The following is a 21504-nucleotide window of genomic DNA, read 5'->3' on the forward strand; positions in this document are numbered from 1 at the left end:
GAACATGCTATCGGCGGTATGAAACGTTACCGTATTCTGTCCGACCGTTTGCGAATCCACAATTGTAAAATGTACAGTGATACAGTGGAGGTTTGCGCCAGATTGTGGAACTTCTACTTGACTAACTAGCTAGTTTTCACCGATGCAACATATCTAGTATAGATTTGATGATACCCTTCTTCAGAAAAAACTAGTGTACTTTTCTCTAGTCCTTCATATTTTTTTCCATCTTCTGGTAAAAAACCGTGAACATGATAGATTGGCAGTTCGTCCGGATCAAAAGCTTCATTATCCGTATAAATGCTATGGTGCTGTATTGATTTTAAAGTTAGTTGCCTCTCGAGTAGATCATCAAAATTGTAGGTAATCACAGTTCTAACTTTTGCTCCTGTTCTTCTTGGCATGCATAAGTTGGAAATTGCTGTGATCAAGTCAGAACTTAAACTTTTCTTGGTATCCCTTAGTTTGTAGAGATTATCAGTAATTGTTTTCGTAAATTCTTTTATCTCTGTCGTTTGTTTTGAAAGTCCTTTCCTTAAATAACGAGCTGCCATCAATGCAGATGGCTCATCAATAGAGTTTAGTCTTTCAACAATTTGTTTGATATCTTCATCTGATATGTTCGTTTGTTGGTTGAATTCTTTAGTTAGATAGGAAACGAAAAGTGAATTAAGAAGCGTGTTCCAATCTGGCATTCCAGCACTGCTAGATACTCCCGCACCCAAAAACATAGAAAACTGACCACGTTCATAAGCTTCTTTTAAAAGATCTATTTTTTCCTCCCTTTCTTTTTCCCAATCTCCTGCTTCTTTAGTAACGGCATTCTCAAGACGTAAGGAAAATAGATTGTTAGCAATTTCTGTAGCTTTCGTTTTATGCTTGTTAACTAACTTAGTTATTTCTTCAGGTCCCCAAATTGCTATTTTTAGTTCTGGATTTAATGAAGTTATTTCATCCATCATTCTCGAAACAGTCCTTTGTGGAACTGTCTGAAAATTGATTATTAGGACATTTGAAAAAGTCGGCTGTTTTTCTAAGCGTATAAATCTTTGAATATACTGTTCGGTCAAAACCCTAGAAGGCATTCTGTGTAAGCCAAACTTTACATCAATAAGAGTATAACCTTTGAAATTGTCAAAACCGTCTTCTGCATAAGCATCGCCAATCCCTCTTTGACTTTCAACCAACGCAAATTTTTTACCTTGACGTTCAATATGAAACTTAAGCAGGTTCAGTATGAATGTTTCAAAAGAGTAATAGTCTCTTTGTCCACCGTTTGCAAACTTTAAAAAGATTTCTTCGACGTTCATTTTATTTTCAGTTAGTTAAGGTCTCTGCCAAATTGCACCTAACTAGTAAATAGACGAAGATTTTACGCGTCAAGCTAAATTTGTTTTTCTTGGGGGAATTCCAAAAAGTGTGCCGCCAAACTATTATCACCTTTATTATCAATAAGTTATGTAGATACATACTAATATCCCTGCCACCGGCAATACAAAATACGTACTTCGCATTTTGTATTATTCAACCCAATCAACAATACAAAATCCCCTTCAAACCCCTCCACCTACACAAGTACCTACCCCTCAATGCCCCGAATGCTCCACCATCCCTAAGCGAGCATTAAAATCACTTAGCGCCTTCTTCGCCTCATCAGTACCGATGGCTTCCACCCGCTGCTTCATATAGGTCAGGATGTTGGGTAGTTTGGCTTTTTCGGCCAGCTGCAGGGCGCGCTTCACGTCTACGGTCGCCAGGGGTTCGGCGGCGTACCAGGCCATGAGCGGCAGGTTGTGGTCGTCCTTGTCTTCGGCACGCTGCACCAGGGCCTCCATCACTTCCCAGCGCTGCGCGGGTTCCAGGCGCAGCATGCCGGAAGTCAGGTAGAGGCGTACAAGGGCCGAGGCGTCTTTTTGCGCCATGGTGGTGAACTGCTTCAGTGTCTCAGGCGAAACGGCTTTATCTTCCGTCAGGAGCTGGATGGCCCAGCTACGTACATACTCGTTGTCGTGGGCCAGTAGATTATGCAGTTCTTTGTCGGTTAGTCCGCCGGTGACGTGCAGAGCCCAGAGGGCACGGAGCTTACGCGTAGCGTCGGGATTTTTAGCCAGGATATCTTTCAGAGCGGCATGTACCTTCTTATTCGGGCCGCGCTCCTGCAGGATGGTACGGGCGGTGCGTACGTACCAGTCGTTAGGGTGCAGCTGGTACTTCACGAGTTGTTCGTCCGATGCTTTCGTCAGGTCTACTTTTACCCATTTGTCATTTTCGTGGGTGATCTTGAAGATACGCCCCATGGTTTTGTCGTGTACATCGGGGTTGGGGCTGTGGCACTGGTTCTTGTCGTACCAGTCGATGGCCCAGACCGAGCCACTCGCATCGTACTTGAAGTTCAGCCACTGCGACCACGAATCATTCATGGCCATGAAGTCGGGACGGTGGGTAACCATATAGCCTGAGCCGGCGCGGGTGGGATTATCTATGTTCAAACGGGACCCGTTGATGTTGTTCATGAATATCTGGTTGCGGTACTCCTGCGGCCAGCTATGGCCCAGGTAGATCATGGCTCCCGAGTGGGCATGACCACCACCGGCCGAAGCCGACCGGAAATTCCCCGCGTGCGGCCCCCGCTCCCCTACCCAGTGGACGTGGTCGGCGTGGGTCTTGATGTCGTCGTAGGTATAGGGGTTGAAGTGCTTACCGGCCTGCCGCTGGTAGCGAGCGCCATGTATGACGTGGTACATGTGCGGAATCACGCATACCGTAATGAACGGGTGCCCGTAGTCGTTGAAGTCAATGCCCCAGGGGTTGCTGCTGCCCTCAGCAAATACTTCAAAAGTCTGCCGCGTAGGATGGTACCGCCATACGCCAGCGTTGATCTTGGTCCGCTCTGAATCCGGCGCGCCGGGCTTGCCTACGTTGGAGTGGGTAAATACCCCGTGGGTACCGTACAGCCAGCCATCAGGTCCCCAGCGCAGGCTGTTCAGTACTTCGTGCGTATCCTGCGTACCCCAGCCGTCGAGCAACTTCTGAACCGGACCGGCGGGCTTATCCGTTTTGGCATCAACGGGGATGTACAGCAGGTAAGGGGCCGCACCCAGCCATACGCCACCCATGCCTACCTCAATACCACTCACCAGGTTAAGGCCCTCCATGAATACCTTCCGGCTGTCGAGGGTACCGTCGCCATTGGTATCTTCCATAATCAGGATACGATCTCTGCCCTGTCCTTCCGGAGCCGGGGTTGGGTAGGTGTGACCTTCCACTACCCACAGCCGACCGCGGGCATCGATGGTAAAACTGATCGGTCGTACCACATCCGGCTCGGCGGCGGCCAGTGTTACTTTAAATCCTTTAGGCGGTGTCATGGCCTCGGCAGCCTTGATGCCCGAAAGACCAGCGTTGAGGACCGGGTCCAGCGGCGGCAGGATGATGATATCCTTGGGCTTAAGCTCGTTCGGAAAATCGGGGCGGCTGGGGTACAGCTGAAAATCATCAAAATTGATGTGCGCCCACTTGTCGTGCGGGATGTACGGAATCTGCGATAGTCCCGTCTCGTTATCCACGATGCGGATGAATATCTCCTGGTTCAGGTACGGCTGCAGGTCTACGACCACCGGCTGGAGAGTAGCCCGGCCCTGCCCCGTAATCTGGAAGACTACCTTGTTGGTACCGGCCTGTACCAGCTCCACGCGGGTATCCTGTAAGGCTCCGCCCGACACCCGGAAGGCAGCAAAGGGCTGGGTCACTTGGAAGGGTGTCGAGGTGAGGGTACCAGTTAGTTTGGCGTTGGTAACACCGCCGCTGCTCAGGAAGTACTTGCCCTCGTACCCGATGCGCATTTCCTTTTCGTGGACCGGTGAAGGGTCCTGATTAAAGAGGGGCTGGGCGAAGGCTTCACCCGTAGCGGTCCAGTCTTTCAGGGTACCTGCCTCAAAGCCCAGGTTTAGCGTTTGGCCGTTGCGGGTAGGTACCTGTCCGGCTACGGTGTTGCCGGTGATGGCTCCTTCCACTACTTCGAAGTTACCCACCATACCCGCCGTGCGGTGCCCCGGTACGGTACAGAAGTAGGTATCGCTCTGCTGCGCCACGAAGGCTATACTGGTAGTAGCGCCCTTTTCCTGGATGGTCTTACTTTTTAGTCCCAGCTTCTCCAGCGCTATATCGTGCGTCATCTGCTCACCGTTGGTGATGGTGATACGTACCCGGTCACCTTTATTGGCTTTAAGAACGGGGTTACGGGCACCGTCCTTTCCGAAGTACCCCAGCATAGTAGCCTCCAGGGCATACTCACGGTCGTATTTAACATTATCCTGCGCAGAATTGGATTGCTGAGCGGCACAATAGGTGTGGGAGACGCCACCAAGGGCGGTCAGAAGCAGTAAGAATAGGCGTAAGGTATGCATAGGAACGGGTATAGGAATAAGGGGCGAATACTAGGTCTAAAAGAAAACACCGGCTTGTAACTACTATACAACCACCCTCACTTCTAGTATGCTCTACCCTAGCCAGTTGCTTTTTTTGGAGCTGAAAAGCTTTTCGTATTATATTCTTCTCCAGGACATAGATATTTTTTACCCGAGACCTTCTTTTAATATATACAACCAGCATACAGATCAATACATGATACATAAAAAGGTACCGCCTACTTTTGGTTACATTTTCCTCTGGCTCCTGACGCTCCCCACTCTGCTGGCAGTGGCCCAAACCTCCTCCTCGAGCAAGACCGAACCGGCCACTTTTGCTCCGAAGCATGGCGAGAGGGTCTTGTTTGTCGGCAACTCTCTCTTCGAAAATGATCTGCAGCATGGATACCTGGAACTGGCCCTCACTACCCGCTGGCCCGACCGACAGATTACCTTCCGGAACATCGGCTGGTCAGGTGACAATGTTTTCGGAGCAGCACGGGGTACTATTACCAATCCACCTACTCCCTATGACGTGCTGATGGAGCAGATTACCAAAGCCCAGCCCACGCTTGTCTTTGTAGGGTACGGAGGCATCGAAGCGGAGGAGGGCGAGGAAGGTCTGCCCCGCTTTACCGAGGGCCTGAACAAGCTGCTCGATAAGATAGATCAACTGGGAGCCAAAGCGGTTTTGCTGTCCCCCATGCCGCTTTTCGCCGCCGACTCTCCCGAAAACCTGACCAGGCGGAATGCCGCCCAGCGCAACGCCATGCTGGAACTCTATACCTCGGCCATAGCCAAAACGGCCTCCCAGCGCGGCAATCGCTTTATTGATATTTACAAGCCCCTGCGAGAGATCAGCCAGAAGGTATCCGTATCGGATAATGGTTTCCACCTCAACGAAACTGGCTACTACCACCTGGCATTAGTCCTTGAAAAAGGTCTGGGTCTGGCACCTCGTCAGGAAACCGTTACTATTCAGGTTTCGAAACAGGGCGTAACGCCATCGGGTACTGCCAGGCTGATCGGTGCTGGTACTGATAACACAGATTTGAAATTTACCATAGATGCGCCCTGTTTGTCCCTACCGCTGCCCGCCGAAAGTAAGGCAGTCGTGGACCCGGAGCGGGTACTCCGGATTACCGGCCTTAAGAAAGGGTACTATACTCTTACCGCCGACGGCAATCAGGTATATACCGCTTCGGACAAACAGTGGGCGGAAGGTGTAGCCCTCACCCAGGTCCCTCTCATGACGCAGGCAATTCAACTGCGCGAGATGATCCGGAAGAAGAATGAACTGTATTTCCATCAGTACCGCCCCCAGAACCATACGTACATCATCGGGTTCCGCTCGTATGAGCAGGGCCGGCACGTGAAGACGCTGGAAGACCTGAGCTTTATCATTACCTGGCTGGAGGGACAGATCGCCCTGCGCCGCATGCCCAAATCACCCGTATATCAGCTTAGCCAACTCAAGTAGCTGTTAGCTATTAGCTTTTAGCCGTTAGCCCTCTTTTTATCTGTTAGTCAGCGATTTATACAATTTTTGACAATCGTTTATTATAAACTGATTTTGATAAAGTATAATTCCGTGGCCTGTGTCCTCACAGGCCTGTGGGGACACAGGCCACGGATCATAACCTTGTTAACCAATACACAACCTGAGTCCGATAAAGAACTTATGAAAACCCTATTTTATAGATTTCTGATCATTCCACTCCTGCTCCTGATTACCTCCTCGGTCCATCAGGACAACCGTAAAGACAATCCTGATCCGGATGTACAAAGCGAACTGGAGTCATTCAAGATAGCGGATGGCTTTGAGGTAACGCTTTTTGCCTCGGAGCCACTGGTGGCCAAGCCCATTCAGATGAACTGGGACGCCGAAGGACGGCTATGGGTAGTGAGCAGTACGGCCTACCCGCACCTCAAAACGGGCGAAGAGGCCAACGACAAAGTATTTGTACTGGAAGATACGGACGGAGACGGCAAGGCCGACAAGTCCACCATTTTTGCCGAGGGACTACTGACTCCCACGGGCATACTACCCGGCGACGGCGGAGTATACGTAGCCAACTCTACCGAGATCTTGCACTTTATGGATACCGATGGTGATGGCAAGGCGGATAAAAAGCGGCAGGTACTAACCGGCTTTGGCGTCGCCGACACGCACCACCTCATACATACCTTCCGCTGGGGACCGGAAGGGCGGCTGTACTTCAACCAGTCCATCTATATCTACAGCCACGTTGAAACCCCATCAGGTATTAAACGACTGGAAGGTGGTGGTGTATGGAAGCTACAGCCCCAAACCCTGGATCTGGATGTGTACGCCAAAGGTCTGGTCAATCCTTGGGGGTTGCAGTTTGACCGCTGGGGACAGTCGTTTCTGACCGATGGTGCCGGGGGTGAAGGTATCAACTACGCGTTTCCGGGTGCTACGTTCGTAACCTCTCCGGGAGCCGAGCGGATCATCCGGGGACTGAATCCGGGACAGCCCAAGCACAGCGGACTGGAAGTAGTTTCGGGACGGCACCTGCCGGAGTCGTGGCAGGGCAGTGTCATCACCAACGACTTCCGGGCCAACCGGATCAACCGGTTTAAGCTGGAAGAGCAGGGCAGCGGCTACGCCTCCAAGCAGGTAGAGGACCTGCTATGGACTGATCACGTGGCCTTCCGTCCGGTGGATATCAATCTAGGACCGGATGGAGCCATTTACGTAGCCGACTGGTACAACCCGATCATCCAGCACGGAGAGGTGGACTTCCACGACCCGCGCCGCGACCAGGAGCGCGGACGCATCTGGCGCATTACGGCTAAAAACCGTCCGCTGGTCAAAGCCCCTAAATTGACCAAAGCCAGTACGCAGGAACTACTCGATGCCCTGAAGCTACCGGAAGACTGGACGCGCCTACAGGCCAAGCAGCTCCTGAAAACCCGCGGAGCCAACGAGGTAGTACCCGCCCTGCAGAAGTGGACGGCCAGCCTGGACAAGAAAGACACTAACTACGAACACCAGCTCCTGGAAGCCCTGTGGCTCTACCAGGCCCTTGATACTGTAAATGAACCTCTGCTGCTCAGTCTGCTCAATGCCGAAAAGCATCAGGCACGGGCGGCTGGCATCCGGGCGCTCCAGCTATGGCACGATAAGATTGCCAATGTACCGGCTCTGCTCACCAAAGCGGTAGCTGACAAGCACCCGCAGGTACGCCTCGAGGCGGTGATAGCCCTCCGTGATGTTAAGACGGCGGAAGCAGCGCGTACAGCACTGGCCGTTCTGGAACAGCCGATGGATGAGTTTCTGGACTTTGCCCTGTGGCAGACTACCCGCGAGCTGGAGCCCCAGTGGACAAAGCGTCTGAAAACGGAACCGGATTTCTTTGGCACTCCCCAGAAGACGGCCTTTGTCCTGAAGTCAGTAAATAATCCGGAAGCGGTGACGCAACTGGCCCAGTTGTATCAAAAAGGTCAGGTACCTGAACAATACCATAGGGATGTACTCAGTTCCCTGGCCCGCAACGGCAAGCCTGCCGATCTGAACCTCCTTTTTGATATGGCTGTACAGGGCAATGCCGGACAGACTAAGCAGGTAGCAGACCAACTGGCCGCTCTGGAAAACGCAGCCCGTCAGCGAAACGTAAAGCCGGAGCGTGAGCTTGGCCGAATAGCCGGATTTATCGAAAACGAAGACCCGGCCGTTGCGACCAGTGCCATCCGTCTGATCGGCCTCTGGCGTATGGAAGCCATGACGGACCGGGTGGTTGATTTGATCAGGAAAGGGGATAAAGACACGAAGAGAGCGGCTATGAATGCCCTTACTCTCTTAAATAAAGACAAAGCCAGACAGATACTGACCGAGATGGCTGGCCCCAAAAGTCCGGAAGAATCACGGCTGCTGGCGACGGCTCAGCTGGTATCACTGGACGCAGCCGAAGCGGCCCGATTGGCCGTTGATCTGATGCAGACGCTATCTACCGAAACGGATGCGACTGAGCTGTACCGGGCCTTTATGTCACAACCGCCGCGGACCCAGGCACTAGCCGAAGCCCTTATGGCTCGAAAGATACCGGAAGCAACGGCCAAAGCGGCCCGCGCCAGGATACAGGGATTGATACACTGGAACCGCCACCAGAGCGACGAGGTGAAGCTCCTGAAGCAGGCCCTGGAAGCATCAGGAGGTACCATGCCGGTAGAACGAATGCCGCAGCAGCTCAACGATCAGCAAATAGCGAGCTTGGCGCGGGAGGCTACTAACTCAGCCAATGCAGAGCGGGGTGAGATGATCTACCGCAAGACCAGTTGCTTCAGCTGCCATGCCCTGGGTGGCGCCGGTGGCCTTATTGGCCCTGACCTGAGCAGCCTCGGTACCAGTTCACCCGCCGAAACCATTATCCGCTCCATCCTCTACCCTACGGCCTCAATCAAGGAGGGCTACGAACTGCAGCGTGTGGCGAAGAAGGACGGCAACGAAGTGATGGGCTACCTCGTCAGCAACGGAGCCTCCGAGATCGTGATGCGTGATGTAACGGGACAGGAAGTGTCGGTGCCGAAGAGCCAGATTGATGTTATGGAGAAAGTACCGGGCTCGCTGATGCCAGCGGGATTGACCGCCGGTCTGGACAAGGACGAATTCCGGGACTTGATCGGATTCCTTTCGAAGCTGGGCGAATCAGGCAAGTACCGGGTACCTAACACCCGGCTGGTGCGCCGCTGGGAGACTGCTTCGCCCACTAAAGATCTGGCCGCCAGGCTACGTACCGAAGGGCCGGGCTACTTTGTCAAAGCCAATGCCAAGGTACCTTACCAGCCAGTGTACAGCAAAGTATCGGGTGACCTGCCGGTGGATGAACTACCTGTCGTGGAAGCTGGTCCGGGCAAGCAGTACAGTCTGGTACGGTTTGAGGTAGAGGTACTGACACCGGGCAAAGTCCAACTAGACCTTAACTCCACCGCCGGCCTAACCGCCTGGGCGGGTATCAAGCCCCTTAAACTTACCGAGCAGGGTACTCTGGCCGAGCTACCTCAGGGTATCCATCCCATCACCCTGGTCATTGACAGAAGTGCTTTCCGGGAAGCTAACATTAACATTCAGCTTCGCGATAGCCCGGAGGTTACGGCCCAGACCAGGCTAAAAATGGGACGCTAGTATAATCCACCATCAATAGTGAAAAAGCGGCCCCATAGGGGCCACATCTTAGTAGACTAATAACGATTATGCATGCTTTAAGCCCCATCGGGGCGGCACATATAAGATCAGGTGTCGCCCCGATGGGGTCACCGTGGCAGCGGCTGAATCAATAATTCTTTCGTTAACTACTAATTCATTCTAAATAATACATAGAAAAGAGGTGTGCCACAGTGGCACACCTCTTTTCTGTTTTGGGATACATGGGATTACATCTAGAAGAAATCAAATTCCAATCTCCTCATGAATCAACTCCTTCGTGCTTTCGGAGCGGGAGGAGCTCTCTTTGCTACCAAAGAGCAGGCGGTCCACTGAGAAGGTACCGCTGCCCGTGCTGATCAATGCGGCGGCCATACCTATCCAGAGCAGGAAGTACTCGATGCCTTCGCCTCCCTGGTTGCCAAACCAGTTCATGAAGAATCCCCACTGGACGTGCGTGATCAGGATACCTACCGCCAGAAAGGTGTACGCCAAGGCCAGCAGTCGGGTAGCTAAGCCGGCTATCAGGGCTACGGCCCCTACCGATTCCAGCAGGATCACCGACAGCGCCACCAGCCAGGGCAAGTGCATGGTAGTGGTAAAGAAATCCATAGTACCCGTGAAGCCGTAGCCCCCGAACCATCCCAGTAGTTTTTGGGCACCGTGTACCAATACAACGCCTCCCAGGCTTACCCGCAGGATCAAGCCCGCGTACGAATCATTGGTGTTAAATAGTAGCTTTTTCATTGGTTTATATTTTATGGCTAATAGATGATTAATAAGTTAGTTACCGTAGAAGAATTGCTCTTTGATGATCTGGCCATCCTGCCACTCCTGCACCGATACCTGCGTGTAGTTTTTGACGCCCCAGTCCTTATGGGTGTAGTCGTACTGCCACTGCACCATCGTAATGCCTTCGCCTACGGTAACCTTCAGCGGACGGGCGAGCCGGAGCTCCGTTATGGATGAAAAGAAGTCTTCTTCCCGTATCCGATTCGCCTCCTTCCCCAGCGTCGGCTGGTTTTCGTTCTCCTGCATCACTACCTCATCGTGGTAGTACTTGTCGAATGCTTCCAGGGCTCTGCCTTGCAGAACCAGGTCATTCAGGTCGGTGATCTTTTCGAGTAATTGGCTCATACACTTTGTGTTTTTGTGATGCTACAAAGTTCATACACTGCCCTTTATCCGACGATGAAGTAGGTTAAGAAAGGAGATTAATCTAGATTAAGACACTACTGCTCGTAGATAAGCTGGCTCCGGATCTTGCTCAGAAACTCGGGCGTAATACCCAGGTAGGAGGCGATCATGTACTGGGGTACCCGCTGGTCGATGCGGGGGTACTGCTTCCGAAAGTGGAGGTACCTGTCCCTGGCAGGCATACTCAGATTATGGACTATGCGTTGCTGAGAGGCAACGTACGCTTTCTGAATAATGATCCGGAAGAACCGTTCCAGCTTGGGTATCCGGATGTATAGCTCCTGCAGGTCTGAGTGCGAAAGCTGAGCCAGTACACAATTCTCCATACACTGAACATTCAGCGAGGCCGGGGTCTGACTCAGAAAACTCCCTAGGTCGCCCGTCCACCAGTCTTCAATGGCAAACATAACAATATGCTCATGCCCCTCCGGGTCCATGTGGAACGACTTCAGACAGCCCGACAGTACGAAGTTTTCGTAGAGACACACATCGCCCTGCTGTACTACGTACTGCCCCTTCAGGTACTTCCGTAGCTTTACTTTGGAAAGAAAAAGGGCTTCCTCTTCCTGATCCAGATCAATGTATCTGCGCAGATAGTCAAGCAGCGGTTTGGTATCCATACGGGTTAGAGTTATAAGGTTACAGCTGTAAGATCCACTCCTCGGCCAGCCTGGGATCGGTGAAGAAGCGTTCAGTATCCCTGCCGAACAGGCTCTCGTACTTCTCGATCTTGGTGGCGTCCTGATGCGCATGGGCAGCCCCCATACAACGTATACCACGCCAGGTCGTAAACGTCATGGCCGCCGCCTCTTCAAACAAGTCCACGTAGCCGACCTTCCAGCCGTAGCTGGCCAGCGTCAGGGGGATGATCTCCCGGTACCGTTTGTGCGTAGGAAGGTCTACGGCTTTGAAGCCCCACAGATCTACCAGTATCTTAAAAGAACCTCCGTCTTCGATCTGGGCCAGTGCCTGGTGCAGTGACTGCTCCCACTGCTCAATGTCGGCCTGATCCACATCACCGCTGAGCTGCGTTACGATCAGTTTCTGCTCGGGGTACCAGTCCGTTCTGGCGGTTGTTGTTTCTGTATTCATGGCTAATAGATGGCTTTACTCATTTATAAGAGGGTAAACGTGCAGCTAATGCCTACACAAAAGTTTCGGGGTAGCTTATGGACTCCAAAAATAGATCGGCTATGCTGTCCTTTCTCTCCCAGTACCCTTAAAAATAAGTCAGAAGCGCCGTTGGCTACCTGGGGCCCCTCGTCCCACTCCTCCGACGACTGGTAGTAGATATCCACATGATTCAGGCCCAGTACCCGGTACAAGCCTACGTAGCTCTCGACCTGAGCAATGGCATTCGCAGCCGCCAGCGCAGCCGCTTTGTAGCCTTCGTCGGTGGTTATCTCCTGCCCCAGCCGCCCCCGGAATTGGTACTCCTCCCCCCGAATCGGAAACTGAATGGCGACGTAGGCAATGGCTCCCCGTACGTTGACCGATACGTACGAGCCACCCGGCCTGGGCAGGTCTGTAAGGGGAATGCCCAGGGCCTGTAATCTTTCCTGTAGCGGACTAATGGTCTTTTCCATAACTGGTACTTAATTCTGGTTCTTGTTTGGGCTAAGCGGCTGGCGCCGCCTCAAACACCTCGGCGCTGAGCTGCTCCAGGGCCGAGGTGAGTTGCTGGTCTTCCGGATAGGTCAGGCTTTGCGTCGCCTCATCGTATTTATCCTGAAAAGGACCTACCGAGAAGGTACCTACTACATGTCCGCCCCAGCGCGGAAAAAGCCCTTTCAGGATACTCAGGCTGGATTGGCCACCGTAGCCTCCCGTCGAAGTACTCATGAGCAGCACGGGCTTATGGCCAAAGATATTCTGGTCAATACGCGACAGCCAGTCAATGATATTCTTAAAGAAAGCAGGTAGCAGTCCGTTGTGCTCGGGCGAAGCAATGATAAATCCGTCCGCTTCGGCCAGTACCGCATGGAGCTGCCGGATGGACTCGGGTATACCCGTTTCTTCTTCGACATCTATTCCATAAATAGGTACTTTAATGTCTGCCAGGTTGATGAGTTGGACTGCTTCCTGTGGCAGCTTTCGGGTGGCTGCTTCTACCAGTTTCCGGTTGATGGACTGGGTACTGTTACTTCCGGCAAAGGCGATGATCTTTTTCATAGGGCTAACGTTTTGTTGGTATGTTACAAAGGTCAGGAGGGCCCCGTTGAAAAAAATTAATGTACCTTAAGAAACAGGACCTTCCACCCCTTTTTTCCGGATACTGCTCAGAAACTCGGGCGTAATGCCCAGGTACGAAGCAATCAGGTACTGCGGCACGCGTTGCTCTATGTCGTGGTACTTCTTACGGAAATCAAGGTAGCGTTGTTCGGCCGGTTGACTCATGCTGTGCATGGTCCGCTCCTGCAGGGCCACGTAGGCATTCTGGATCTTGATCCGGAAAAACCGCTCCATCACCGGGGCCTTCTGAAACAGCCCTTCCATCGAGTCGCGGTGGATCTGCAGGACTACGCTGGGCTCCAGTGCCTGTATGACAATCCGGGCGGGCAACTGCGTCAGGTAGCTGTACAGGTCATTGATCCACCAGCCTTCGACGCCGAACAGCATGATATGCTCCTTTCCCTTTTCATCCATAGTAAAGCACCTGAAGCAGCCCTTCGTGACGAAGCGCATATGCTGGGAGACATCCCCCTGCTGCAGGAGTATCTCCTTTTTGCGGAGCTCCTTCACCCTAAACTCTTCCCTAATGTAGCCTTTGCTCTCCTCGGAGAGAGGGACTACCTGCTGAATGTGTTCCAGTAAAGCGTCGTAGTGATTCATGCCTGAACTATGCCTGTTAAATCCCGGTATGAGCGTATGGGCTTAAAAGTACTAGAATAAGAGGTAAATGCGGATACAGCCACCATACAAAGCTATTTTTCTCCTATATTTAACCCTCGGCCCAGCTTGCTGGCCCTCATTACCATTACTTCATTACGTTTTTGATACAACAGCCATGTACCTAATTTTTCAACTGTTCCGACCCCTTCTCCTCCTGACACTCATCCTGAATACCGTCACTCCTGCCATGGCCCAAGCGCCGGTGAAGGTGGACTTTAAGAAACTGGATGTCTACTTTGCCAATGCTCAGAAGGCCTGGGGCGTACCCGGCATGTCGGTAGGTATCGTGAAGGATGGCAAAGTAGTATTCGCCAAAGGGTACGGCGTAGCTACCCAGGGTACCACTACGCCCGTCAATGACAAAACCCTGTACGCCATTGCTTCCAACTCCAAGGCCTTTACCTCAGCCCTGATGGGAATGCTGGTGCAGGAAGGCAAGCTCAACTGGGACGACAAGGTCAAGGACCACCTGCCTTACTTTACCCTGTCTGACCGCTACGCCGGCGAAAACGCCACTATCCGTGACATCCTGAGCCACCGCGTCGGCCTGGGTACATTTAGTGGAGATATTGTTTGGTACAACTCTGATTTTACGTCCGAGCAAATCATCCGTCGGGCCCAGTACCTCCCCATGGCGTACCCCTTCCGGGCGGGCTACGGCTACTCCAATGTCATGTTCATTACGGCGGGCGAGATTATCCGTAAAGTGACGGGCAAAACCTGGTACGAAAATGTGAAGGAGCGCATCCTCGACCCGCTGGGCATGACCCGTACCATCGTGAATGTAGACCAGGTAGCCCGGCTGGGCAACGCTGCTTCGCCCCACGCGCTGATCAACAATACCACGCACAAGCCCATCCCCTACACCAGTTGGGAGGAGATAGCCGCTACGGGTGGCCTCATCTCCAGCGTGGAGGACCTCTGCAAGTGGATGATCTTCAACCTCAATAACGGCATCAACGGTAAGGATACTCTCCTTACTACCCAAACCCGCAACATGGTATGGAACCTGCACAACCCCTTCGTGACGGATCGTACCAAGCCTAATGACTTCGGTACCGTATTTGCCGGATACGGGCTGGGCTGGGGCTTGCGCGACTACCAGGGGCACCTGCGCGTATCGCATACGGGTGGCTACGACGGCATGATCACCTCCGTAAACCTGCTGCCCGACCAGAAACTGGGGGTAGTGATACTGACCAACGGCCTGAAGGCTCCCATCAACGCCCTGGCGCATTATACCTTTGACGCCTTCCTGGGCCGCCCCGAAACCGACTGGTCGCAGAAGGACCTAGCCCGCACCAACCAGGGCTACGCCAGCGACACCCGGGTAGCCGACCTCAAGGCCAAACGCATTCTGAACACCAAGCCCACCCAACCCCTGAGCGCCTACGCTGGTACCTACCACACCGACGTGTACGGCAACATGACGGTACGGGAGGTGAACGGGGCGCTGGAGATAGACTTTGAGCATACGCCCAACCTGAACTCCACGCTGTCGCACTGGCATTACGATACCTTCCAGATGCACTGGAAAAAGGAGCACCCCTGGTTTACCTTCGGATCAGTCAAATTCACCACTGACAATAACCAGAAGGTAACGGGTATCGAGTTTGAGGTACCCAACGACGACTTCTGGTTCTATGAGCTCAACGCCAAGAAAGTGAAGTAAAGCATCCCCGCTACGTCTGATACAGGTACATCATGATGGGAACGGAGAAATACAGATGGTTCAGCAGATCCGGTGGTACCTCCCATGTACTACCGGGCTTGTGCTTAATGGTCTGGCTCGTGCTGGGTAGTAGTAGCTGCCTCCCGGCCCTGGCCCAGACGAAGTCCGCTCCGCGGCCCTCTGCCGTCGGACTAGGCGAAGGCAGGCACCGCAGTACGGTCAGTCGTACTGTGGATATGCCCTACCTGCTGTACCTGCCGGAGGAGTATGACAAGTCTGCTCAACCCATGCCCCTGATCCTGTACCTGCACGGGGGAAGCGCCCGCGGCAATGACCTAACTAAGGTTAGACAGACGGGCCTGCCGGCGTTGCTGGCGGAGGACCGGCATTTTCCGTTTGTAGTACTGGCCCCTCAGTGCCCCAGCGGCGAGATATGGACCGATGCCGAAGGTCTGATCAGTCTGCTGGATCAAGTAGTAGCTACCTACCGCATCGATCCCAGCCGTATCTACCTGACCGGCCACTCCATGGGCGGCCGGGGTACCTGGTACCTGGCCTACCGCTATCCTACCCGGTTTGCGGCCATAGCTCCCATGAGTGCGCTGTCTACCATTGAAAGCTGGGCTGATAGCCTGGTACATACACCAGTCTGGGCCATTCACGGAGCCAAAGATGAGGTTGCCCCCATCAGTAATACGGAGGTACTTGTGAATAGATTGAAGACTTTGGGAGGAAATGTACGCTTTACCGTACTACCCGAGGCGGATCATTTTATTCTGGATCAGTACGATAACAAGGCTCTTTACGACTGGCTTCTTACCTATAAAAATGTCCGCGGGAAACCTTAGTTGGCTTCACCGCGGACATTCTTTAATCTATATTCGTCAGGGATAATGTAACTTCCTACTCAAAGAATGTTACTACACCCGTTGAGATATCATGCATACCCCCTATGATGGCGATTTCACCTTTTTCAATCATCTCCTTCAATATCGGACTCCGCTGCTGAATGGCTTCAACCGTTCTCCTTACATTGATATGGGAGACTTTTTCTACGAACTCACCGTTTTGGGAGTTGCGGTTTTCTTTGGTCGTTTGTTCATCCTCAACCGCAGGCCGGATCTTAGTAAGCAGTGCAGTCAGATTGCCCATTTCTACGTGGTCGCATGCTCCTTTTACGGCTCCGCATTTGGTATGTCCCAGCACAACGATGATTTTGGAGCCGGCTACCTTACAGCCAAACTCCATACTACCCAGAATATCTTCGTTGATTATATTTCCAGCAATACGAACACTGAAAACGTCGCCTAATCCCTGATCAAATATCAACTCAGCGGAAGTCCGGCTGTCGATACAGCTTAGAATGACGGCAAAAGGATGTTGTCCGTCCGAGGTTTCATTCGCTTGTTGTAAAAGATCCCGGTTTGCTTTCAAGTTATTTACAAACCTTTGGTTTCCATCTTTCAATAATTTCAAGGCCATAGCTGGCGTGATGGACTTCTGCATCTCTGCGGTTAAGGTTCTCATTATTAGTGTAATTTAGATGGTTATGATAAATGGTTACGATAAATAAAACTCTTCCGGTTGATGTGGGGCAGGAACGTCAGTTTCCTTGAGCAACTGCCTGATATTAATCTCTATTGTCCGTGCTATGGCGGTCATGGCTGTATCCGTGGGACGGTTTTCGAATGGGTCCTGCATATGCGTTGCCGACCTCTCCAGTAAGAAGAAAGCCATCGACAATACCATTAGCAGGGGTACTTCAAAGTACCCGGCCACGTCTTCCAGCGAGATCGAGAGCGTAATGACAAAGAGATAAATAATATAATGCAGAAAAAGCCGGTAAGTTACTGGAAACACAGTAGACTTTATGCGTTCGGCTTTGCCCTGGGCTTCACAAAGCCGAACCAGGGTACTATCCAGTTGTACTTGCGAAAATAAGTCCAGCTGGTTATTTTCTTTTAGTTCTTTGATATCTCTTCCGTGCATCTGCAGCAGTGCCAGCGACTTGTTGTTGTGCAGTTTGATAGCGGCAAAATCTTCGGCTGACAGCAGGCCCTCCAGGTTATCCAACGGATCCAATCCCCTCAGACTTCGTCCCAGACAGTAGCACCAGGCTATCTGCCGGTAAGCTATCTTTTGTATTGCCGTATCATTCCCCCGTGCTGTTAACATCTGGAGCTGAATAACAAAGCTGCGGGAATCATTCACGATACTTCCCCATACTTTACGGGCTTCCCACCACCTGTCGTACGATTGATTCAGCTTGAATGAAAGCAGAATAGAGATGGCCGTTCCGATAAACGCGGGAACGGTTAAAGGCATTTCGGGTAAAAAATCCTGGTACTCATCAGTAAGAAAAAGAACGCACAGCGAAATAATAAGTACAAATATAAATTCAACTTTTACCTTATTGAATATGTAAGCAACCGGTACTTTCTTATTTAACAACATACCGCCAGTCAGTTAAAGTAATACCAAACTTAGTGACTCAGATCGCCTGATTGATCCATAGATTGAAAAGACTCCTTATTCTTTAACGACTGTTTGGGCAGATGTGTTTTGGTGCGCAGACAGTTCTGGGCTGTTGCACGGGCACTACGGTACCTTACAGATAGATTGGAAAAAGCATGGTAAAGTATCGGGAGGTATCCTCTTGGCGGGCTCCCTGCTAATTAAAAAACTGGACGGCCGCGTAGAAAATCAGGCCAATGCCCACGATCGTAAGGGAGTACATAATGGTATTGAAGGACATGTCATTCATGTACAGGATGTACTGGGTCAGGAAGCCCAGGCCCAGCACCGAAGCACCTATACCGGCGGATAGTACTCCACGCTTCCGCCGTTTTTCATATATACTTTTCTTCTCGGTGAGTAGTGATGAATCCATGATACAAAAGGGTTTTAGTAGCTAATGATAAAGGCACACAGGGCGGTTTCTCCCGGCGAAACAAGTAAAGCGGTCCTGCGCTCAGTATCTACTCAACTGAAGTAAGGGTGGAATGGGTAGACAAATCCCACACTCAGGATGTAACCGTATAATAAATAAATATTGACAAAGCAGCTTTTACTTTCTACATTTAATTTCGTTTCATTTTCTCTCCCAGACCTCGTATCGCTCTTTCAGAGTACTGTGCTAAGTATTCCCTTAGCTATTAAGATTCCCCAGCACCGGCTTTCCCGTTGACTGAATACATTCCTACCAGCTTATCCAGGCCCCTGTATGTCCTGGGTACATGACCTCGTTTACCTGTTCCATTTCTTATACATACACACCAAAACCAACACTAGCATGAACAACAAAGTACTTGCATGGAGCTGCTTGCTGGCAGGACTAGTAATGACCGGCTGCGAGGATCACCGTATTCAGGATCCCCAACGGGTTCAGGTTTCTACCTTTGCGACGGGCCTGATCGGCCCCATTGGCCTTGAGACTGATTCCCAGGGGCGACTCTGGGTTGCGGAGGCCGGTACCGGCAACAACGACGGAAGGGTATCCATGATCACATCCGACGGCAAGGTACACCCGGTTATTACAGGCTTTGATTCGGAGCTCATCCCGAGCGGCGAACTGAACGGAATCAACCACCTGCTTTACGCCGACGGTATGCTGTACATCCTAGGCTCGCACAGCCGCCTGTACAAGGTCAATGTAAGTACACTTAATCCGGGGACACCTATGATGGCCAAAGATCTGGTGATGGAGGATGTTTCCAAACTAATACTTGATTACAACTTTGCGGAGGATACCGGAGAAACGCACCTCTACAATATGACCATGGGGCCCAATGGCGACATGTACTTTACCGATGCCGGAGCCAATGCCATCATCCGCCGCACCCAGGCTGGTGTCTGGAGTGTATTTGCCATCATACCTGGCTTCGCCAACCCGACCCCCATTGGCCCTCCCATGGTTCAGAGTGTGCCGACGGGTATTATCTTCGACGGAGACAAGTTTCTGGTCAGTACCCTCACGGGCTTCCCCTTCCCTGGCGGTGTAGCTACTATCTATAAAGTAGATATGGCAGGCGCGGTTTCTGTATTTCAGTCAGGGTTTACTACGCTGGTGGATATCAACAAAACTACCGATCCGGGTTATCTGGTAGTGCAGTTCGGGAAGTTTGCGCTACCGGGTGGTTTTGCTCCCAATACCGGAGAGGTACGCCGGGTCACCAGCACCGGCAGCTCATTAGCAGTAGGTGGCCTCAATATGCCTACGGACCTCAAGCAGGCCGACGCCAACACCTACTACGTATCCAGCCTGGGTGACGGATCAGTGAAGAAGATCATGTATTGAGTAGCGACACATAAGTAGCTTAGTGCGGAACCGCAGAAACCTACCGTAACAACGCCGTGGGCTGCCCTTGAGCGTATACCACAAAAAATGTCCGGAACAGTTGTCCTGGACATTTTTTGTGGTATCAATAGAATAGTAACATACAGGCTTACTTTCCTGACGAAAGGGCAATCACAGCGACCAGATTCACTCCGAAACCTACTGCCCAGTTAGTCCATACTTTTCTGGACTTGATCTTTTTGGCTTTCTGAGTATACCCGAGGTAGTATTCCTCCTGAGCCAGCAACTCAGACTTAGGAGCTCCCAGATTGACTTCTTTAGGTGTCGTAGATGAGCAGGCAATGGCGGGAACCAGGCCTACCAGCGGCGACAGAAGGCTGGCAAAAAATGTACCCGTGCCCGCTCCACTGTACTTCTTGTAATTGGCTTCGGCATCCCTTTGGCCCTTTACATAAAAGCTCTGTGTAATAACTGGCTGAATACTGGTACTATCCCCTGAGGCAACAGTCTGAGCAAGAGAAGGGATAGCAAAAACGCACAAAAAGAACAGTAGTAAAGGTTTTACAACTTTCATAAAGGTTTGATGATAGAGGATAATGTTGATAAATAGAGCCTGAAAGTACCTTCCAGACGGGCTATAATCATACAATAACTGTACCGTTAGCCTGCTTTATAGATGCAAATTTATCTAACTGTATAGCCTCTTTTTATTAAGCAAACCTCAAGGATGCACCAACTGCGCCTGATGTTCTTAAACCGTCGCCAGTACCTCTACTTCGATCAGGGCTCCGAAGTGTAGCTCCCTGGTAGGTATAATGCTTCGTACCGGCATATGATTCCCCATAAACCTGCTGTACACGCCATCCACCTGATCCCACAGGGCTATATCGGCGATGTACAGCCGGACCTGAATGATTTTGTTGACTGCACTTCCCGCTTCGGCAAGAACAGCCTTCACATTGTTAAGCGCCAGGAGAGTCTGCTCTTCGATCCCCTCCGGGACTTCCTTGGTTATCGTATCGCGGGGCAGCTGACCCGACAGGTAGAGCAGTCCGTTGTGCTCGATGCACTGGGAGTAGTGGCCATTGGCCGCTGGCATGGCGGGGGTGCTGATGATTTTCATGTTGTAGTCGTACTTGGTTTAGATACTAAACTTACTGAACTGCTGTCTCATACCAAAGTACTTCCGGTGGAGCAGTCACTCAACATAGCCGGGTAAATACCAGGAAACTGTAACAAAAAAATAGCAAGATCAGCAAGTTTCGGATTTTACAGCTACCATATAATTAGCACTTTTGTATTGTGAAGCCGCGCAACGCGGCTTTTACCATACAAGCCATACTCATTTTCACTCTACCTAAAAAATGGACATAGTTCAATGCTCAGCCATGGACGCCGATACGATCCTGGATCTGTATCAGGCCGCAAGAAATCTTCAGACAGCTAAGAATATGGTTGTCTGGCCCACGTTTGACAAAGAATATATTGAAGCCGAAATCAAGGACCAGCGACAATGGAAGCTGGTTATCGATGAAAAAATAGCCTGTAATTGGGTTATAACCTATGAAGATAAAGACATCTGGGAAGAAAAAGAGAAGGGAGATGCCATCTATATTCATCGGATTTCTACCAATCCTCAATTCAGGGGCAACAGGCTTATTACAAAAATGGTAGATTGGGCAAGGCGCCACGCTGAGGAGAAGCAAAAACGGTACATCAGGCTTGACACGCTGGGCAACAACGCCAAACTTATCCAGCACTACACAGAGGCAGGCTTTCAATTTCTGGGGATCGTTAATCTAAAGAACACAGCCAGTTTACCCGCTCATTATCAAAAAGAACCTGACTGCTGCCTGTTTGAATTAGCTCTTTAAGG

At 51.4% G+C, this 21504-nt stretch carries 20 protein-coding genes; 6 read left to right on the forward strand and 14 right to left on the reverse strand.

From position 1 onward, the window contains the following. Nucleotides 1–125 precede the first annotated feature (125 nt). The gene (locus JTN23_RS25065; protein ID WP_247237865.1) at nucleotides 126–1310 is read right to left on the reverse strand and encodes an SIR2 family protein; all 1185 of its coding nucleotides are present in this window, start codon (nucleotides 1308–1310) and stop codon (nucleotides 126–128) included. 276 nt (nucleotides 1311–1586) lie between these two features. Further along, complete coding sequence (locus tag JTN23_RS25070; RefSeq protein WP_247237866.1) at nucleotides 1587–4406, reverse strand: PVC-type heme-binding CxxCH protein; 2820 nt, start codon at nucleotides 4404–4406, stop codon at nucleotides 1587–1589. A 217-nt stretch (nucleotides 4407–4623) separates the two neighbouring features. Between JTN23_RS25070 and JTN23_RS25075 the strand changes: the two genes are divergently transcribed. Continuing rightward, nucleotides 4624–5886 (forward strand): GDSL-type esterase/lipase family protein, encoded by a 1263-nt coding sequence (locus JTN23_RS25075; protein WP_247237867.1) that lies wholly within the window; start codon nucleotides 4624–4626, stop codon nucleotides 5884–5886. 201 nt (nucleotides 5887–6087) lie between these two features. After that, the gene (locus tag JTN23_RS25080) at nucleotides 6088–9552 is read left to right on the forward strand and encodes a PVC-type heme-binding CxxCH protein (RefSeq protein WP_247237868.1); all 3465 of its coding nucleotides are present in this window, start codon (nucleotides 6088–6090) and stop codon (nucleotides 9550–9552) included. A 264-nt stretch (nucleotides 9553–9816) separates the two neighbouring features. Here JTN23_RS25080 and JTN23_RS25085 read toward each other — a convergent pair whose 3' ends face one another. The 7 genes from JTN23_RS25085 to JTN23_RS25115 all read right to left on the reverse strand — a co-directional run bounded on the left by JTN23_RS25085 (nucleotide 9817) and on the right by JTN23_RS25115 (nucleotide 13599). Continuing rightward, complete coding sequence (locus JTN23_RS25085) at nucleotides 9817–10317, reverse strand: DoxX family protein (RefSeq protein ID WP_247237869.1); 501 nt, start codon at nucleotides 10315–10317, stop codon at nucleotides 9817–9819. 36 nt (nucleotides 10318–10353) lie between these two features. Further along, on the reverse strand, nucleotides 10354–10707 hold the full coding sequence (locus tag JTN23_RS25090; protein WP_247237870.1) for a SnoaL-like domain-containing protein: 354 nt from the start codon (nucleotides 10705–10707) through the stop codon (nucleotides 10354–10356). A gap of 95 nt (nucleotides 10708–10802) precedes the next feature. Continuing rightward, complete coding sequence (locus JTN23_RS25095) at nucleotides 10803–11387, reverse strand: Crp/Fnr family transcriptional regulator (RefSeq protein WP_247237871.1); 585 nt, start codon at nucleotides 11385–11387, stop codon at nucleotides 10803–10805. Between the two features lie 19 nt (nucleotides 11388–11406). Beyond that, entirely contained in the window at nucleotides 11407–11859 is a 453-nt protein-coding gene (locus JTN23_RS25100; RefSeq protein ID WP_247237872.1) for a hypothetical protein, read from the reverse strand. 23 nt (nucleotides 11860–11882) lie between these two features. Continuing rightward, complete coding sequence (locus JTN23_RS25105; protein WP_247237873.1) at nucleotides 11883–12353, reverse strand: RidA family protein; 471 nt, start codon at nucleotides 12351–12353, stop codon at nucleotides 11883–11885. A 31-nt stretch (nucleotides 12354–12384) separates the two neighbouring features. After that, nucleotides 12385–12939 (reverse strand): NADPH-dependent FMN reductase, encoded by a 555-nt coding sequence (locus tag JTN23_RS25110; protein WP_247237874.1) that lies wholly within the window; start codon nucleotides 12937–12939, stop codon nucleotides 12385–12387. A gap of 66 nt (nucleotides 12940–13005) precedes the next feature. Next, nucleotides 13006–13599, reverse strand: a complete 594-nt coding sequence (locus JTN23_RS25115; protein ID WP_247237875.1) for a Crp/Fnr family transcriptional regulator — start codon at nucleotides 13597–13599, stop codon at nucleotides 13006–13008. Nucleotides 13600–13774: 175 nt separating this feature from the next. Between JTN23_RS25115 and JTN23_RS25120 the strand changes: the two genes are divergently transcribed. After that, nucleotides 13775–15331, forward strand: a complete 1557-nt coding sequence (locus JTN23_RS25120) for a serine hydrolase (protein WP_247237876.1) — start codon at nucleotides 13775–13777, stop codon at nucleotides 15329–15331. Nucleotides 15332–15438: 107 nt separating this feature from the next. After that, nucleotides 15439–16179, forward strand: a complete 741-nt coding sequence (locus JTN23_RS25125; protein ID WP_247237877.1) for a carboxylesterase family protein — start codon at nucleotides 15439–15441, stop codon at nucleotides 16177–16179. A 55-nt stretch (nucleotides 16180–16234) separates the two neighbouring features. Here JTN23_RS25125 and JTN23_RS25130 read toward each other — a convergent pair whose 3' ends face one another. From JTN23_RS25130 to JTN23_RS25140, 3 genes are all read right to left on the reverse strand, one after another. Then, a complete protein-coding gene (locus tag JTN23_RS25130) occupies nucleotides 16235–16858 on the reverse strand; it encodes a carbonic anhydrase family protein (RefSeq protein WP_247237878.1) in 624 nt (207 codons plus the stop codon). 33 nt (nucleotides 16859–16891) lie between these two features. After that, nucleotides 16892–17785: a bestrophin family protein gene (locus JTN23_RS25135; protein WP_247237879.1), complete on the reverse strand. Its 894-nt coding sequence runs from the start codon at nucleotides 17783–17785 to the stop codon at nucleotides 16892–16894. 217 nt (nucleotides 17786–18002) lie between these two features. Then, entirely contained in the window at nucleotides 18003–18221 is a 219-nt protein-coding gene (locus tag JTN23_RS25140) for a hypothetical protein (protein WP_247237880.1), read from the reverse strand. 402 nt (nucleotides 18222–18623) lie between these two features. Here JTN23_RS25140 and JTN23_RS25145 point away from each other — a divergent pair, with 402 nt between their 5' ends. After that, on the forward strand, nucleotides 18624–19628 hold the full coding sequence (locus JTN23_RS25145; RefSeq protein WP_247237881.1) for a ScyD/ScyE family protein: 1005 nt from the start codon (nucleotides 18624–18626) through the stop codon (nucleotides 19626–19628). 148 nt (nucleotides 19629–19776) lie between these two features. Here JTN23_RS25145 and JTN23_RS25150 read toward each other — a convergent pair whose 3' ends face one another. Together JTN23_RS25150 and JTN23_RS25155 are read right to left on the reverse strand one after the other, a co-directional pair. After that, a complete protein-coding gene (locus tag JTN23_RS25150; RefSeq protein ID WP_247237882.1) occupies nucleotides 19777–20202 on the reverse strand; it encodes a hypothetical protein in 426 nt (141 codons plus the stop codon). Nucleotides 20203–20379: 177 nt separating this feature from the next. Next, nucleotides 20380–20751: a RidA family protein gene (locus JTN23_RS25155; protein WP_247237883.1), complete on the reverse strand. Its 372-nt coding sequence runs from the start codon at nucleotides 20749–20751 to the stop codon at nucleotides 20380–20382. A 265-nt stretch (nucleotides 20752–21016) separates the two neighbouring features. On the opposite strand from JTN23_RS25155, the gene JTN23_RS25160 reads away from it, so the two are divergent. Further along, nucleotides 21017–21502, forward strand: coding sequence for a GNAT family N-acetyltransferase (locus JTN23_RS25160; RefSeq protein ID WP_247237884.1), 486 nt, complete (start codon nucleotides 21017–21019; stop codon nucleotides 21500–21502). Nucleotides 21503–21504: the final 2 nt, after the last annotated feature.

The organism is Telluribacter roseus (assembly GCF_017355915.2).
Lineage (GTDB): Bacteria > Bacteroidota > Bacteroidia > Cytophagales > Spirosomataceae > Telluribacter.

Bases quoted from the DNA above. Each gene is read 5' to 3' on its own strand.
- JTN23_RS25070 (WP_247237866.1), bottom strand. From the start codon at position 4,406: ATGCATACCTTACGCCTATTCTTACTGCTTCTGACCGCCCTTGGTGGC.
- JTN23_RS25095 (WP_247237871.1), bottom strand. From the start codon at position 11,387: ATGGATACCAAACCGCTGCTTGACTATCTGCGCAGATACATTGATCTG.
- JTN23_RS25160 (WP_247237884.1), top strand. From the start codon at position 21,017: ATGGACGCCGATACGATCCTGGATCTGTATCAGGCCGCAAGAAATCTT.
- JTN23_RS25115 (WP_247237875.1), bottom strand. From the start codon at position 13,599: ATGAATCACTACGACGCTTTACTGGAACACATTCAGCAGGTAGTCCCT.
- JTN23_RS25125 (WP_247237877.1), top strand. From the start codon at position 15,439: ATGGTCTGGCTCGTGCTGGGTAGTAGTAGCTGCCTCCCGGCCCTGGCC.
- JTN23_RS25120 (WP_247237876.1), top strand. From the start codon at position 13,775: ATGTACCTAATTTTTCAACTGTTCCGACCCCTTCTCCTCCTGACACTC.
- JTN23_RS25080 (WP_247237868.1), top strand. From the start codon at position 6,088: ATGAAAACCCTATTTTATAGATTTCTGATCATTCCACTCCTGCTCCTG.
- JTN23_RS25105 (WP_247237873.1), bottom strand. From the start codon at position 12,353: ATGGAAAAGACCATTAGTCCGCTACAGGAAAGATTACAGGCCCTGGGC.
- JTN23_RS25065 (WP_247237865.1), bottom strand. From the start codon at position 1,310: ATGAACGTCGAAGAAATCTTTTTAAAGTTTGCAAACGGTGGACAAAGA.
- JTN23_RS25085 (WP_247237869.1), bottom strand. From the start codon at position 10,317: ATGAAAAAGCTACTATTTAACACCAATGATTCGTACGCGGGCTTGATC.
- JTN23_RS25150 (WP_247237882.1), bottom strand. From the start codon at position 20,202: ATGAAAGTTGTAAAACCTTTACTACTGTTCTTTTTGTGCGTTTTTGCT.
- JTN23_RS25155 (WP_247237883.1), bottom strand. From the start codon at position 20,751: ATGAAAATCATCAGCACCCCCGCCATGCCAGCGGCCAATGGCCACTAC.
- JTN23_RS25145 (WP_247237881.1), top strand. From the start codon at position 18,624: ATGAACAACAAAGTACTTGCATGGAGCTGCTTGCTGGCAGGACTAGTA.
- JTN23_RS25110 (WP_247237874.1), bottom strand. From the start codon at position 12,939: ATGAAAAAGATCATCGCCTTTGCCGGAAGTAACAGTACCCAGTCCATC.
- JTN23_RS25135 (WP_247237879.1), bottom strand. From the start codon at position 17,785: ATGTTGTTAAATAAGAAAGTACCGGTTGCTTACATATTCAATAAGGTA.
- JTN23_RS25075 (WP_247237867.1), top strand. From the start codon at position 4,624: ATGATACATAAAAAGGTACCGCCTACTTTTGGTTACATTTTCCTCTGG.
- JTN23_RS25130 (WP_247237878.1), bottom strand. From the start codon at position 16,858: ATGAGAACCTTAACCGCAGAGATGCAGAAGTCCATCACGCCAGCTATG.
- JTN23_RS25090 (WP_247237870.1), bottom strand. From the start codon at position 10,707: ATGAGCCAATTACTCGAAAAGATCACCGACCTGAATGACCTGGTTCTG.
- JTN23_RS25140 (WP_247237880.1), bottom strand. From the start codon at position 18,221: ATGGATTCATCACTACTCACCGAGAAGAAAAGTATATATGAAAAACGG.
- JTN23_RS25100 (WP_247237872.1), bottom strand. From the start codon at position 11,859: ATGAATACAGAAACAACAACCGCCAGAACGGACTGGTACCCCGAGCAG.